The 15,623-nt window shown below is 56.7% G+C and carries 8 protein-coding genes; 5 read left to right on the plus strand and 3 right to left on the minus strand.

The features are described from left to right. Positions 1-30 precede the first annotated feature (30 nt). A complete protein-coding gene (locus HDF15_RS00640; protein ID WP_184252353.1) occupies positions 31-3,663 on the minus strand; it encodes a carboxypeptidase regulatory-like domain-containing protein in 3,633 nt (1,210 codons plus the stop codon). Positions 3,664-3,878: 215 nt separating this feature from the next. Here HDF15_RS00640 and HDF15_RS00645 point away from each other — a divergent pair, with 215 nt between their 5' ends. From HDF15_RS00645 to HDF15_RS00655, 3 genes are all read left to right on the plus strand, one after another. Further along, the gene (locus HDF15_RS00645) at positions 3,879-5,762 is read left to right on the plus strand and encodes a beta-galactosidase family protein (protein WP_184252354.1); all 1,884 of its coding nucleotides are present in this window, start codon (positions 3,879-3,881) and stop codon (positions 5,760-5,762) included. Positions 5,763-5,862: 100 nt separating this feature from the next. After that, positions 5,863-7,260 carry an alpha-L-fucosidase gene (locus HDF15_RS00650; RefSeq protein WP_221314216.1) on the plus strand — a complete coding sequence of 466 codons (1,398 nt, stop codon included), beginning with the start codon at positions 5,863-5,865 and terminating at the stop codon, positions 7,258-7,260. A 104-nt stretch (positions 7,261-7,364) separates the two neighbouring features. Next, on the plus strand, positions 7,365-9,989 hold the full coding sequence (locus HDF15_RS00655) for a glycoside hydrolase family 3 protein (protein WP_184252355.1): 2,625 nt from the start codon (positions 7,365-7,367) through the stop codon (positions 9,987-9,989). A 41-nt stretch (positions 9,990-10,030) separates the two neighbouring features. Here the strand turns inward: HDF15_RS00655 and HDF15_RS00660 are convergent, their stop codons facing one another. Further along, on the minus strand, positions 10,031-11,437 hold the full coding sequence (locus tag HDF15_RS00660; protein WP_184252356.1) for an aminotransferase class V-fold PLP-dependent enzyme: 1,407 nt from the start codon (positions 11,435-11,437) through the stop codon (positions 10,031-10,033). 126 nt (positions 11,438-11,563) lie between these two features. Then, on the minus strand, positions 11,564-12,664 hold the full coding sequence (locus HDF15_RS00665) for an oxidoreductase (protein ID WP_184252357.1): 1,101 nt from the start codon (positions 12,662-12,664) through the stop codon (positions 11,564-11,566). A 318-nt stretch (positions 12,665-12,982) separates the two neighbouring features. Between HDF15_RS00665 and HDF15_RS00670 the strand changes: the two genes are divergently transcribed. Together HDF15_RS00670 and HDF15_RS00675 are read left to right on the plus strand one after the other, a co-directional pair. Further along, positions 12,983-14,278 (plus strand): MFS transporter, encoded by a 1,296-nt coding sequence (locus HDF15_RS00670; RefSeq protein ID WP_184252358.1) that lies wholly within the window; start codon positions 12,983-12,985, stop codon positions 14,276-14,278. 63 nt (positions 14,279-14,341) lie between these two features. Further along, on the plus strand, positions 14,342-15,607 hold the full coding sequence (locus HDF15_RS00675; protein ID WP_311733004.1) for a histidine kinase: 1,266 nt from the start codon (positions 14,342-14,344) through the stop codon (positions 15,605-15,607). Positions 15,608-15,623: the final 16 nt, after the last annotated feature.

Here is a 15,623-nt window from a genome sequence, read left to right on the forward strand (position 1 = left end):
GTTCTGCGGGGGAGCCTTTCCGTTACAGGGTTAGAAGGTGAGACGGCCTGCCACCTGGATGGAACGGGCATCCGTGATGATTCCCGAGAAGCGTGTGTTCGTAATCTGCTGGCTGGAACCACCCGAAAGACCGGTTCCAGGGTTGCCGAACGAAGGAGTGTTCAGGACGTTGAACCCATCCGCGCGAAGCTGGAACGCTGCGTTGTGGAAAGGCAGAGCGAACGTCTTGAAGAGTGAGACATCCACACGGTTGAAGCCGGGTCCAAAGAGTCCCACACGGCCGCGAGGGCCAGAGGGAATGAGACCAGCCTGAGCTGCGTTGATGGTGTTGGTCGCCAAAGTTGCTTCTGAGGAAACAACCTCAGGCGGATTGACGTAGGAGCAGGGGTTGAACCACTGCTGCAACGTGCGCGTCTTGGTAGCGCATTGGAACTGCGCCTGCTGCGGGCTGGCCGAAGAACCGGCAGCCGTTGGGCTGTAGCCGTAAGGTGCGCCCGGAGTGAATGGATCGGCAATCTTGTAGGGATAGCTCGAACCCTGGTTGCTTGAGGTCAGGAAGACCGGGTTACCGCTCTGCGCCTGGAAGATAAGACTGGTCTTCCATCCGCCAATTACTTCATCGGCCACCCGGCTCTGATTCATGAACTGCTTACCGCGACCGAAGGGCAGATCGTACTGACCGTTCAATGTGACGCGATTGTGAACGTCCTGGGTGCAATCGCCGTAGTCGTAGCGGATGCCCAGAAGATTGGGGTTACGGTAACCGCCTGCGGCGCTCTGTCCAATAGGACCGAAGGCATCGTCAAGACAGTGAGCCCAGGTGTAGCCCGCCAGGAAGTACAGTCCGTGACCGGCATGTTTTTCAAGCTTGGCCTGCATGGAGTCATACCGGCCGATGCCCTCGGACGTCACGTCTACCATGCTGAAGTCGTGGAACGGTTGATAGAGTTGGCTATTCGCGCCGACTGGCACATACCCCGGATAGGTGTTGGCGTCAAAGGTGGCGCGAAGGTGCTTGCTCTCATTCCCCTGATAGCCAATCGTGAACGTCAGCGTATCAGTGAAAGAGTGCTGCAGGGTCAGGTTATAGGCCGTGGTATAGGCGCTCTTGGCATTCTGATCCTGAGAGTAGATCGTTCCGATGCCTGACGCGTTGGCAAGAGCCGCAGGGCTGCTTGCGGCATTGCCGAAGCCAGTTTCCAGGGTCTGTCCGTTCGTCGGGCAAGTAACGGCATCATTGAGGTTGTAGCACTGGTTAGGCGATGGAATGAAGCTGGCGTTGACGAAGAATGGAGCGTTGTACGCGAGGTTCACTCCAAGACCGATATTCTCGAGACCTCCATAGAAGATACCTCCGCCTGCGCGGAGCACCGTCTTCGGATCGAGCAGATAGGAAAGACCGATACGGGGAGCGAAGTTATACCTGCGAGGATTCACAAGGTAGTCATTCGAGGTGTACTGAATCGCAATGTTGTTCGCCGCCAGCGTATTGATCAACGTCGGCGAGAAAGGAAAGCTTTGCTGCGAGGACGGAACCAAGAGCGTACCCGTGCCCTGATTCATCCCCGCATAGTTGCCGACAAAGTTCGCCTGCTCGTTATGCAGCTCGCGAATCGGCTGGGTGTATTCCCATCGAATGCCAAGATTGAGCGTGAATTTGGGAGTTACTTTCCAGTCGTCCTGCACGAAGGCGGAGTAGTACCACCGCAGATCGGTAAAGGGAGCTACCGTGCTCAGGCCCGAGTTATTCATATCGTCGAGCAGGTAGTCCGCAAGACCCGAACCGGTGTAGTGCGCATTCAGATCAGCAGGGTTTTCGGTATAGGCTCCCGTGAAGTTCTGATAGCCGAGACCATTGGGCGGCTGCAGGCCGTAAAAACGGATGTGCTGGAAGTTAATGCCGGCCTTCAGCGTGTGCCTTCCGAGTTGCTTGTTTACGTTATCGATGATCTGCAAGACATTCTGGAGTTCGCTGGAAGGGAGGTAGCCGGCAGTGCCGATCTGGCTGGCTGCGTCGTTACCACTGTGCGAGTCGCCGAAGTTGGTCTGCGGCAGACCGCCCAGATTCGCGATCCCGGTGGGAATACCACCGAGGCCAAGCGATGAGGCGAAGTCGGTATTGGCTGCATCCGGTCCCAGGTAGGCAGCAAACAACCAGTTGTAACCTACCCGAAATTCGTTGGACAAAGTGGAGCTGAAGAAATGGGTTTCGGAGAACACACCACTCTTGGAATAGTTCGATTCCTGACCGGTGCTGCCGAAGCCGCCGCCATCAAGCTGGCCAAGAGGCGGTGCAATATTCTTGGGGCTGTTGGAATAACTGTAGCGCCCAAACATCTGATCCTTGGACGAGAAGTTGTAGTCCAGTCGAACATCGTATTGCGTTGTGTTGCTGGTGATCGCAGTGGCTGGTACCGTGTAGTTCTTGAACGCCTGGTGCGCTCCGCCTTGGTTGGGCAACGGATACAGGCTGAGAACCTTCAGCGCTGCAGTATCCAACTGCGCGGGGCAAATGACGTTCTGCGCTCCATTGCAGGTCAGATACCGCGGAGTGGAGCCGGGAGTCGGCATAGTGCCACCGATGGACGTCGTAGCATTGCCGCCCGGAAGAAACAGGTCGACCGCGCCAACGCCATTGGTGTTATTGGGATCCAGCAGTTCGCTGAAATCGCCAGTGCGTTCAAGGGCTGTCGGCACCGTATAGTTCGCCTGAGGAGGGTTGAAGCTCGAGATGCGAGTCCCTTCCGCATCAGCAAAGATGAAGATCTTGTCCTTCCAGATCGGCCCGCCAAGGGTCGCGCCAAACTCGTTCAGGTGGTACGCCGTCTTGGAATTGGGAGCCGTAAAGTAATCCTGCGCGTTCATGCGATCGCTGCTGTAGTACTCCCAGAGACTGCCGTGGATCGTGTTCGATCCGCTCTTGATGGAAGCGTTGATGGCAGCTCCGGTGCCGCGGCCCAGTTCCGCGCTGTAGTCGCTGCTCTCGACCTTGAACTCGGCGAGGGCGTCGGGCGGAGGACGTACGGCGTAAGTAGCGCCGTTCAGGAAGTCCTGCATGTTGGAGTTGTTGTCCACGCCATCCAGCACGAAGTTGTTCTGCGAAACGCGATTGCCGTTGGAGGTGAAATCGCCTGCACCGGCAACCTGCGTGAAACCTTGATTGGGAGCGGCAACACCGGTGGTGAGCTGCGCAGCGAATACGTAGTTGCGGCCATCGAGCGGCAAGTCGTTGAGCACGGCAGCGGAAAACACCTGGCCTGTCGATGCTTCTTCTGTCTGCAGGTTGGTCTCCGCGTTCACGGTAACGGTATCGCTGACTGCGCCCGGTTTGAGCGTAATGTTCAGGCCGACCGTCTGGCTCACATCGACATGAATGTTGTCCTGCACCTGGGAGTTGAAACCCGGAGCGGCGACCGTGAGCTTATAGTTGCCGATCTTGACCGGAACGAAGTTGTAGGCACCCGACCTGTCGGACTCGCGAGTCAGCGTCAGGTTGTTGTCCTTGTTGATGAGTGTGACGGTCGCTCCAGGAATTACCGCCTTGTCCGCATCGCGGACAATTCCGGTGACAGACCCCTGATCGACCTGCGCTTGAACAGTTGCCGTGCCCCCAATTACCACGAGAGACGAAATAAAGAGGAGTGCTGATTTACAAAAGCGCATTCCCTGGGACCTCACAAATAGATTTAGCTGGAAGAGACGTATGGCCAAGCCGGGCTAATTCGTCTTCCATTCCCAACTTTGTTGCGTATTAGAAACAACTACGGCAACTGCGCATACAAAGTCAATCGTGTTTCAGGCGATCTGATTGTTCAAAAAGCAATTGATTTTTCTCTATTCTGTTCAATTATTGGGGTATTAGTGCAAGAATAGCCGTAATGAAAAATTTTTCCCCTGCAAAAAAATATTTTCATAAGTTCCTCGCCATCACGCTTCTCCCCCTTCTTTCAGGTGCCGTGAGAGGCCAGGTCGCAACAGTCTCAACAGCCCCCCTTACCGTGGGCACAAGCGGGTTTCTTCTCAAGGACAAACCCTTCCGTATCGTCTCGGGCGAGCTGGAGTACGCCCGAATCCCGCGACCGTACTGGCGCGACCGGCTGCGAAAGACCCATGCCATGGGCCTGAATGCAATCACCATCTATGTTTTCTGGAACATCCATGAGCCGACCCCGGGTGTCTACGACTTCTCCGGGCAGAACGACGTGGCGGAGTTTGTCCGTGAAGCGCAGCAAGAGGGCCTGTACGTCATCCTGCGACCAGGGCCGTACGTTTGCGCGGAGTGGGATTTAGGCGGCTACCCCGCATGGCTGTTGAAGGATCACGAGATGAAGCTCCGCAGTCTGCAGCCGCAGTTCAAGGCAGCGGCAACGCGCTGGATGCTTCGTCTGGGCCAGGAGCTGGCTCCCTTACAGGCAAGCCGAGGCGGCCCGATCCTCGCCGTGCAGGTCGAGAACGAGTACGGTTCTTTCGGCGACGATCACGCATACATGAAGTGGGTGCATGAGCTTGTGCTCCAGGCAGGATTCGGCGGCTCACTGCTCTATACCGGCGACGGAGCTGATGTCCTCAAACAGGGGACATTGCCCGGAGTCTTCGCAGGCATCGATTTCGGTACAGGGGACGCCGCGCGCTCCATCAAGCTGTACCAGGCATTCCAGCCAAACACACCTGTTTATGTCGCCGAATACTGGGACGGATGGTTCGACCACTGGGGCGAAAAGCACCAGCTCACGGATGCTGCCAAGCAAGAGACCGAGATCCGTTCCATGCTGGAACAAGGGGACTCCATCAGCTTGTACATGGTGCATGGCGGCACAAGCTTCGGCTGGATGAACGGCGCCAACAACGATCACGACGGCTATCAACCCGATGTCTCCAGCTACGATTACGACGCGCCTCTCGACGAGTCCGGCCGGCCCCGGCCCAAGTACTTTCGACTGCGCAACATCATCAACGAAATCACGAACCAGACGCCGATTCCGGTGCCCGACTCTCCTCCACTCATCACCGTTCCAGCGATCCATCTGGACGAGGCTCAGTCACTGTGGAGCACGCTACCGAAGGCGATTGAGTCAGAGGTTCCGTTGTCCATGGAGGATGTAGACCAGAACTATGGCTACATCCTCTACCGCACAAAGATCAACGGTTCGGGTACCGGTCAGCTTACCTTCAACGAGTTACACAGCTATGCAAGAATTTACGTGGATGGAAAGCTCGCAGGCGTGCTAGACCGCCGCCTCGGGCAGAAGAGCCTTCCGCTGCAGATAACCGGATCCCATCGCCTCGACATCCTGGTGGAGAACTCTGGGCGCATCAACTTCAAACCGATCATCCGCACCGAGCGCGCCGGCGCTCTCGGCCAGATCTCTTTCCAGGGAGCAGCGCTCAACCACTGGAGCATCTATCCCCTGCCCTTTGCTCCACCGCCGGAAAAGGGCTACAAAAAGAATGTTTGTACGGGCCCCTGCTTCTACCATGCGGAGTTCTCCACCCCGAATCCGGGGGACACATTCCTCAATACCGAGCAGCTTGTTAAGGGCGTGGTGTGGGTGAACGGACATCTCCTCGGCAGGTTCTGGGATATTGGGCCGGCCGGCGCTCTGTACGTTCCGGGGGTATGGCTCCATCAAGGGAAAAACGAGCTTACGGTATTCGATCTCAACGGAGGAAGCGGTCTACAGGTCGAAGGCCAGGATCACGCTACCTACTTTGAGCCAAAACCTGAATCCGTCACCCCGGTTAACACTGCTCCCAAACCCTAGCTAGACTTTCAGGCCAAGGCATACGCTACGAGGCGAGCTGGTGTGCTCGCGCTGGTGCTCAACCGCGGCAAGACAATATTCTTTTTTTGACAGGAGCATTATGAATCGTTCGTGGACCAAGAAGGCTGTTAGTGGAAGCCTGGTAAGGGTTGCCAGTGCCTTGCTGTTGATCTCTATTCCGTGCCCGGCGCTATTGGCGCAGAACGCGGTTGACCTCAAGCCGACCCCGCAGCAGACCGAGTGGCAGGATATGGAGATTGGCGTCATCCTGCACTTCGACACGAACACCTTCCTCAACCAGGAGTGGGGCGATGGAACAGCGAGCCCGAAGGTCTTCAACCCGACGAACTTCAATCCCGACCAGTGGATGAAGGCCATCAAAGCTTCAGGTGCGAAGTATGTAGTGATGGTAGCCAAGCATCACGATGGTTTCGCCCTTTGGCCCACGGGACAAACCGACTACAGCATCAAGCAAAGCCCCTGGAAGGATGGAAAGGGAGACGTTGTGCGCGAGGTGGCAAACGCTGCACGGGCCAACGGTCTAAAGTTCGGCATCTACCTTTCGCCATGGGATCGCCACGAGCCGAAGTACAAGGATCCGGTAGCGTACGACAAGTATTACAACGCGGAGCTTGAAGAGTTGGTCACGAACTATGGTGACCTGGCCGAGTTCTGGCTGGATGGTGCAGGCAGCACCGGCAGAACCTACAACTTCCCACGCATCATCGAGACCCTGCGCACGTATCAGCCGAACACAATTGTGTTTGCAGATACTTCACTGTTTGAGTACGGCGATGCACGCTGGGCTGGCGATGAGTCAGGCAAGATCGAGTATCAGAACTGGAACGTCATCGATCGCCATGGGTATCTTCGCTGGCGTCCCGTGGAAGTAGATACACCGCTGCGCAAGTTCCACTGGTTCTGGCATCCGAATGATGAAGCCTCGCTGAAGAGTGTGGACGAGTTGATCGACAGTTACGAAAACTCGGTTGGCCACGGCGGCCAGTGGATGTTGGGCGTTGCTCCTGACAATCGCGGTCTGCTGCCGGATGTCGATGTTGCCCGGCTCCACGAACTCGGCGAAGCCATCACCTCGCGGTACGGCCATGGACTGCTTCACCCGCAGATGACCACGGATGCAAACACAGCCAAGGCCCTCGACGACGACGCGTCTACCTTCTGGAGCGCACCGGCTGACTCGCATTCAGCAACGCTTGAAGTGCAGTTGCCGCATGCTGTGACGTTTGACCACGCACTCACCATGGAGTGGCTCGTGGAAGGCCAGCAGGTGCAGCAGTACAGCATCGATGCCTTCGTAGATGGCGCATGGAAGACGGTAGTTTCTAGCTATGCGATTGGGCATAAGAAGATCGATCACTTTGCCCCGGTCAAGGCGCAGCGCGTGAGATTGCATATCCTGACCAGTGCCGGTGTTGCACGCATCCGGACCTTCCAAATTTACTCATTGGATGGCACTAAGGTAGAAGCATCGCGATAGATCGAAGTGAGGAGTGGCCCATGACAAGGGCCACTCCGTTCCCTGCCAGTGAGCGTTCGTTGGCAGACGCAAGGCAACTCGCGAAATCCGGAAAGTGGCGAACGATGAAGAAGCAACGCAAATTGGGGATGGCCATTGGGCTCCTCTGGGTCTGCACCGCCTGCTTTGGGCAGGAGGTTTGTTCGAACAAGCAAACCCCGCAGCAGATTGACGCCCGCATCGACGAGCTGATTGCGAAGATGACGGTGCCGGAACGCATTGCCCAGTTGCAGGATCGTGCACCCGCCATAGAACGCCTTGGTCTGCCTTCGTACAACTGGTGGAACGAAGGGCTTCACGGCCTGGCACGTGATGGCTATGCCACCGTATTTCCGCAGGCGATCGGGCTGGCCGCAACGTGGGATGCCCCTCTGCTACACGACGTGGGCGACGTTGTTTCAACGGAGGCGCGCGCCAAGTTCTACGGCCATGGCGGAGAGAATACTCCGCGTTTTGGAGGCCTTACCGTGTGGTCGCCTAACATCAACATCTTTCGTGATCCGCGCTGGGGCCGCGGACAGGAGACCTACGGCGAAGATCCATTTCTGACAGCAATGCTCGGAACACAGTTCGTGGAAGGCGTGCAGGGAAACGATCCGTTTTATTTGAAGGCAGATGCCACACCGAAACATTTTGCGGCGCATAGCGGACCCGAGGAAGGCCGCGACAGCTTCAATGCCGTAGTCTCGCCACACGATCTTGCCGACACATATCTGCCCGCGTTTCATGCACTCACAACCAACGCCCATGCGGCAGCGCTGATGTGCTCCTACAACGAGATCGACGGGACACCTTCCTGCGCCAGCGGTAACAATCTGCAGGATCTCGTCCGCGAGCGCTGGGGATTCAAGGGCTATGTCGTCTCCGATTGCGACGCCGTCGGCAATATTGCCGGATACCACCACTTCGCCACGGACAATGCCCATGGCGCAGCGGACGCACTGAACGCAGGTGTAGACCTGGACTGCGGGAACACCTATGCCGCCTTGTCGAAGAGCCTAGAGCAGAACCTTACGACGGAAGCAAAGCTGAACCAGGCGCTGCACCGGCTGCTGCTGGCGCGTGTGCGGTTGGGAATGATGGACCCGCTGTCGTGCTCATCCTATCGCAGCATCGGAGCGGAAGAACTCGATTCGCCCGCACACCATAGGCTTGCGCTGCGCGCGGCAGAGGAATCCATTGTGCTGCTGAAGAACGATGGAGTTCTTCCGCTGCAAGCCGCAACACAGAAGGTATCGGTGATAGGTCCCACCGCCGACATGGTTAAGGTGCTGGAGGCCAACTACCATGGCACAGCTCTTCACCCCATCACTCCGCTGGACGGCGTTCGTTCCCGCTTTCACGATGTGAGCTACGCACAGGGCAGCTTGTTGGCAGAGGGTGTCTCCGCGCCGGTGCCGCGCAATGCGCTACGCGTTGCTGCGGCTCCGGGCTCTCCTGCCGGGCTCCATGCGGAGTACTTCGACAAAGCCTCGCTGGACGGCACACCCGCAGTCCAGAACACGGTGGAGAAGATCGACTTCGACCTGAATCGCGTGAGCTTCCTGCCCGCTCTCAAGTCGAAGCAATACGCCGCCCGCTGGACGGGCTTTCTTGTGCCGCCGGCAGCAGGCTCCTATACGCTCCGGGTCAACGTAGAGCGTTGCTGGGACTGCACGACGCATGATGGCTTCCGCCTCTTCGTAGACGACAAGCTTGTGCTGGAGAACCACGGAGCAAAGGGGGATGCCGACCACAAGACGTTCGACTTCGCCGACACCGCACCCCACGCGATCCGACTGGAGTACCTGCATAGCGGTGAAGATGACGGCGTGGCGCTGGAATGGGAGCCTCCCGCAGCAGCCCTACTGGATCAGGCTGTACAAACCGCGGCAAAATCCGACGTCATCGTCGCCTTCGTTGGCCTCTCTCCCGATCTCGAGGGCGAAGCTCTGCAGCTTCGCCTGAAAGGGTTCAACGGAGGCGATCGCACCAGCCTGAATCTGCCTGAGGCACAGCGTACCCTCCTCAGCCGTCTCACCCAATTGCACAAACCAATGATCGTCGTACTTACGTCCGGGTCGGCAGTGGCTCTCGGTCCTGAAGCCAAGGATGCAGCCGGAGTCCTCGAGGCCTGGTACCCTGGCGAAGCCGGAGGGGAAGCTCTTGCAGAGATACTGGCCGGCAACGTGAACCCGTCCGGTCGCCTGCCTGTGACCTTCTATCGTTCCGTGGATGACCTGCCAGCCTTCACGGACTACAGCATGGCGCACCGCACCTATCGTTATTTCGACGGTCCAGTGCTGTTCCCCTTCGGCTATGGCCTCAGCTACAGCCGTTTTCAATATGGACAGCTACGGCTATCCACTCACACGCTCAAGACGTCCGAGCCACTGTTGGCGACGGTGACAGTACACAACGAGAGCCAGCGCGAAGGCATTGAGGTAGCGGAACTCTATCTGCAGCCGCCCCAGGCTTCCGGAGCTCCCCGCCTCACACTGCAGGGCGTGCAACGCATCTCGCTTCGCCCGGGAGAAACACGTGAGCTTACGTTCAAGTTGACGCCCGGCCAGATGAGTACCGTTGATACCTCCGGCGCACGGGCAGTCCGAGCGGGAGAGTACAAGCTTTTCGTGGGCGGAGTGCAGCCGGACTTGAACGCGAGCAAGGGAGTTGCGTTCAGGATCGAAGGAGCATCGCTGCCGCAATAGCTAACTGCCGATCGCGATAGCGCGATCGGCAGATATCAAACCTAGGCTTTTGGTGCTGCACTGAATATCTCGACAAGCCTGTCTGCAATGATCTTGTCTTCGCCTTCTTTCAATTGCCAGACGGCAAACCCAAATGTGTTTGGATTCTTCGCTGCGCTCTCAGCGTGTTTCGGCTTTTCGACCTTGGCGGCCGACTTATCCGGATGTGCGTCGGGGTTCCGTCCTCGCATACCCCCCGAATCAGCTCCCATGCTCCCGATCCCGACGGGCTGCGTAGCCGCCAGCTGAAGCATCACCTCGTGTCCCGTGATCGCAAGCTTCGAGGAGTCGATCATCCAGCTATAGCTTGGTGTGACATTTCCAAGCGCCTGAGGATCGAACTCCCGAGGCAGGGCTTTGACACCGAACTTTGCTACCGCGTCAGAGATCACTTGCGCGCGAGCGTCATACATTCTTAGCGTAGCGTCGTAATCCTGATTGACGAATATCTCCAGTGCCTTCAGCAAGCCAAAGATAGTCTCCTTGCCAACCTTGCAGCACCGTCCGATACGGTCTTCCTGCGGACTCATATTCATCAGAGCCCAGTGGATTAACTCTTCTTTGCCGATCAGAATTCCGGATGCCTGGGGTCCGCAGATATCCTTGCCGCCGCTGAAGGTCACCATGTCGAAACCGATCGCTGGATACTCCCAAAGACGCGATACCGGTGGCACATCAGCCGAGGCGTCGTTGAAGGTATAGATGCCGTGCTTCCTGGCGATCTCCACGGTCTCCGGCCCACTCACCTTGCCCTTATCGGAGAGGATATTCGTGAAGTGGATGGCGAGTGTCCTGGGATTGATCGCGGCGATCATCTCCTCGCGCGTTTCGACCTCGATCAACTTCGCGCCGGTCTGGCGTATCTGATGGTCGAAAGCATACCGGTGGCTCTTTTGAATAATGACCTCTGTCCGGGGAAACCCTGTTACATCAGGACAGGCCTTGAGGCGAGGCTCAAGATCCTGCGTCATCATTCCGGCATAGCCAACCACCATGGCGGCAGCTGCGCCGCCGGTGACTAGTCCCGTATATCCCGCGGGTGACTTACATAGCTTGGCAATAAATTTTCCCGCCGCAACTTCCAGTTCGTCGATCAAGACAAAATGCTCGTTGCCGCGACGAATAAGTTCCATAACCTCGGGCTTCATCACGGAGCCACCGATCACAGTCACGGTACCCACGATATTGATGAGAGGCTTTACTCCAAGCTCGGCATAGATATCCCCGGTTGAACCTAGCCCTGAGGTGATCGGCACGATAGGATGGCCGTCAATCTTCGACAGGGAGTGTTCGTGTTCGCCCACAAGCAGCTCTGAACCTTTTGCCTCGCGTCCGGCAAACAAACTTCCGCTCGCTGCACCCAACATAGAAAGAAAGGACCGACGACTCCAACCGAACTTCAAATTCATGCCAGGACTCCGTAGGATCAAGAAGTTTTCCGCAAAGATAGGATGTGGATACGGTAAGGTAAACCGTCAGGAACTGCCAGAGACAAATGACCTAAGCCTCTTCTAGGTCGAATGACCTACGCAGGATCATCGTGATATCCGCTGTAGGCGTCTCGCTTCAGACCAGGCAAGACGTTCCTCCTCCGTCAACGGGATCGGCAAAGTCCTCTCCTGCTTCCCTGAATCAAAAGAAGTCTGCAAAATAGCCATCCCAGCCAGAGCATCTTCCAAGGGAATCGGCATGGGTTTCAGCTTTAGGATCGCGTCTCTTACCCCTGCATAAAAGAGGCTTTGGTCTGCCGCGGGAACAGGAATCTCGACTCTCTTGCCTGTGGCCCCTTCATAGAGGACACCGGGATCAGGATCGTACCCAAAGCCCGGCGATCCGGGAAGAACGCCCTGGTTCAATTGCGCTTCCTGGGTATCGGCTCCGTACTTTGCCCAGCTCGCGGTCGTCCCATGGATGATGGTTCGCGGACCACCGCCGGAGGCGAGTAAGGAAGCATGCAAGATGACTCGGAGGCGATCATAGTTCAGTTGAACATGCGCCCAGTCGTCCGTTTTACCGCCGTTACGCATGATTCCAAAGCTTGCGTTGACAGAGTGCGGGAGTCCAAAGAGATAGACCGCTGCGTCGATAAGATGCGGACCAAGATCGAACCACAAACCAGCACCAGGTCCGGGGTCCTCTCGCCACCGCTGGCGGACGTTCGGTCGAAATCGATCCATGTGACATTCAAAGTGCGATATCTCTCCAAGCGCGCCGGACTCGATGACGGCCTTGCTTGCGAGGATCTCACTATCCCAACGCCGGTTGTGGAAGGCAGTCAGCAACTGTCCATGTTGCCGCGCGAGATCCACGAGAGAACGGGTTTCATCGAGGCTTACCGTAAAGGGCTTATCAATGACAACGCTTTTGCCGGCGCGCAAGGCAGCCGCAGCCAGGGGATGATGACTATCGTTCGGGCTGGCAATCACCACGAGATCAACATCGGTGCGGCTAGCGACTTCGCTGGCAGCACAGACATGAACCTCGGGCAGATCCGCTAAGACCGCTTCTTTCCTGCTCGATCCAACAACAGTTAGTTCGAGTCCTGCTACGGACCGAATCAGTGGGGCGTGAAACACCCTGCCTACATAGCCATAGCCGATGAGGGCAACCCGAATCTTCTGCGTTTCGTTATTCATGCTTTGTGACATCTCCATTACCTATCATCGCGTCAGCTTAGGTTGTGGGCACAGTTAGTCTCAGCTGCCCTCAAAAATCGTAACGACATACAGGCAAAGAATTTTTCTTTAAAAACATCTGCCAGGTGGAACTACATGGACTACATGGACGTATTGTTCGGCGAGAAAACGAACGGCTTCACCTCTCATCCAAATAAATTGTCATACACCTGGGACAAATGCCCTAAGCACTAGAGGCCTCATAGACCTGCTATCGGTTAGAGTGCAAGGGAGATACATATCAAGCCTTTAAAAGATTTGCGAATCGGGAGAATCAACATGGTTGTAGGCCGGCGCACGAGAGTCAGATGGTTTCTGAGTTTCTGGCTCTTCATTCTCAGTGGAGTCGCCTTCCTTGATCGCACCAATATCTCGATCGCGGGGCTTGATATCAGCCGTGAGTTCGGGCTCAGCAATCAACGTCTGGGTTGGATCTTTTCTGCGTTTCTGATCGGCTATGCAGGCTTCCAGTTACCTGCAGGCTATCTGGCGGCGCGTTTCGGACCGCGGCGCGTTCTCACCTTTGGGGTGTTCTGGTGGGGCATTGCAACGGCACTTACCGCTGTGATGCCTTCAGGGCTCCCGCATTCGCTCGCGCTCTTTATTGCTGTCAGGTTTGCTCTTGGCGCTGGCGAAGCTGTGATCTATCCGGCCGCAAATCAATTCGTCGCGAGATGGATACCGCAGCAGGAACGAGGCTTCGTCAATGGACTGATCTTTGCCGGAGTAGGAGCAGGAAGCGGGCTAACCCCGCCACTGCTCACTTGGATCATTGTCGAGCAAGGTTGGCGCGCCGCTTTCTGGTTCAGCGCCACCATCGGCTTTGCAGCGGGAGCGATCTGGTGGGTCTTTGCGCGCGATACACCCGAGGATCATCCCGGAGTTGCCAGGTCGGAACTGGTCGAAATCAGGCAAGGGCTGCAATCAAGTTCAGCCGACACCCTGGAGGGGCCGGTTTCGCAAGGCACAGCCATCTCATGGAGAGCTATTTTCGCGCGAAAGGATCTCGCAGCCTTGATGGCCGGCTATTTCAGCTTTGGCTATATCGCCTGGGTCTTTTTCAGTTGGTTCTTTCTCTATATGGCCCAGGTGCGGGGATTCGATCTAAAGGCCAGCGCCCGCTATGCCATGCTTCCCTTCCTCTGCATGACCGTCTTCAGCCTCGTTGGTGGCGCCCTGTCCGATTGGTTGACCCGTCTTTACGGGCTGCGCGTGGGACGATGCTATCTTGCAGCGTTTTCCTTGTTTTTGACGGGTGTATTCCTCGTGCTGGGCTCGCAGGCGAAAAGTCCGCAACTGGCTGGCATCATCCTTGCTGGTGGTGCCGGAGCCCTCTATCTTTCGCAAAGCACCTTCTGGTCTGTCTCGGTAGATATTGCCGGTCGCAGCTCAGGTGTTTTCTCGTCCATCGTGAATATGGGAGGACAGATAGGCGGTGCGCTCACGGCCTCACTCACTCCGTGGATTGCACAGCGTTTCGGCTGGACGACGTCCTTCGCGGTAGCTGCCGCATTTGCAGTCATAGGTGGCCTTTGCTGGCTTGTCGTCCACCCAGAGAACGCACTGGAAGCATGAAATAGTGGCAGCGCGGTGTTTTGCGCTTGCAAGAGGTGGTCGAAGTGTGGTGCTTTAGGAGCAGTGATACGTCAGCTCAAGTCAACCGCACTGGTATGGCTGTTCGCCATCAGCATCTCAATCAGCCCTTTGATTGGACAAGTTGTTCCTGCGCCAACAACGCCCCCGCCAGTTTCGGCTTCCGATCTATCGTCCGGAGCTCAAACAGTAGAGGAGCCAGGAAACAAACCGAGTGCCAGGATCATGGGCTGGTCCTTCTCCGGGGAAGAAACTCCCCAAACGATAGACACCGACAAACCAGCCATCCTGGAACCAGGAAATCCTGGGTTTGTCGTCTTTTTCAATCCGCAAGGACTAACCTCCCCGACGACGGAGTTTCGTTATCGGCTTGTCGGCTATGATCCCGACTGGACCGTGACCCGCGAACATATTGCGCACTATAGAAGGCTTTCACCGGGCAAGTACACCTTTGAGGTGCAATCACGGCAAGGAGGCGGACAGTGGCATTCACCTGGCGCCAGGCTCTCCGTAGTGCAGCACCCGTTCTTTTATCAAACCTGGTACTTCTACCTGCTTGTCATTCTTGGACTTGTCATCCTGGTCGCACAGTTGCTTAGTCAACGCGATCAACTTCTAAAAGGACAAATGGGCATCGTTCTGGAAGAGCGCAACCGTATCGCGAGCGATTGTCACGACACGCTGATGGCAGGCTTTGCAGCTATCTCCTGGCAGCTCGAGGCAACCGCCAAGCTATTCCGCGACACGGACGAACCGGACACACCAGCGGCAAAGTCCTGTGAACTTGCACGCAGTATGGTGGCTCATTGTCAGGCAGAAGCTCGACGGATCATCTGGGATCTTCGCGATTCGGAGGAGCTGACCAATATGCTCTCCCAGGCTCTATCGCGTGCCATCACCACCCATCGCCTTAAGGATTCCATCGAGACCACACTTGACGTTCAGGGAAACGAGATACCGATCGCTCCCGGCGCTGTCCATCACCTCGTTTGCATCGGGCAGGAGGCGGTAACAAATGCCATGCGTCATGCCAACGCATCCACCATCCAGATCACCCTGCGCTTTGAAAGCGACTCTCTCAGCTTGAGCATCCGGGATAACGGGCAAGGCTTCCACTCCTCGAGTTCCACGATCCGCACAGGCCACTTTGGAATCCCCGTGATGGAAGAGAGGGCCAGAAAACTCGGTGGCGTACTCCGGCTGCACAGCACAGAAGGTGTAGGTACAGAAGTAGCCGTCACCGTCGACTTTCAAACCATCAACCAGCCCATCCGGCAGCAGCACCACGTAGTGCCATGGATTGGAGTTTAGAATTTCAACCTATATT

Origin of the sequence: Granulicella mallensis, assembly GCF_014203225.1 — a bacterium.
In the GTDB taxonomy this organism is placed as follows: Bacteria; Acidobacteriota; Terriglobia; order Terriglobales; family Acidobacteriaceae; genus Granulicella; species Granulicella mallensis_A.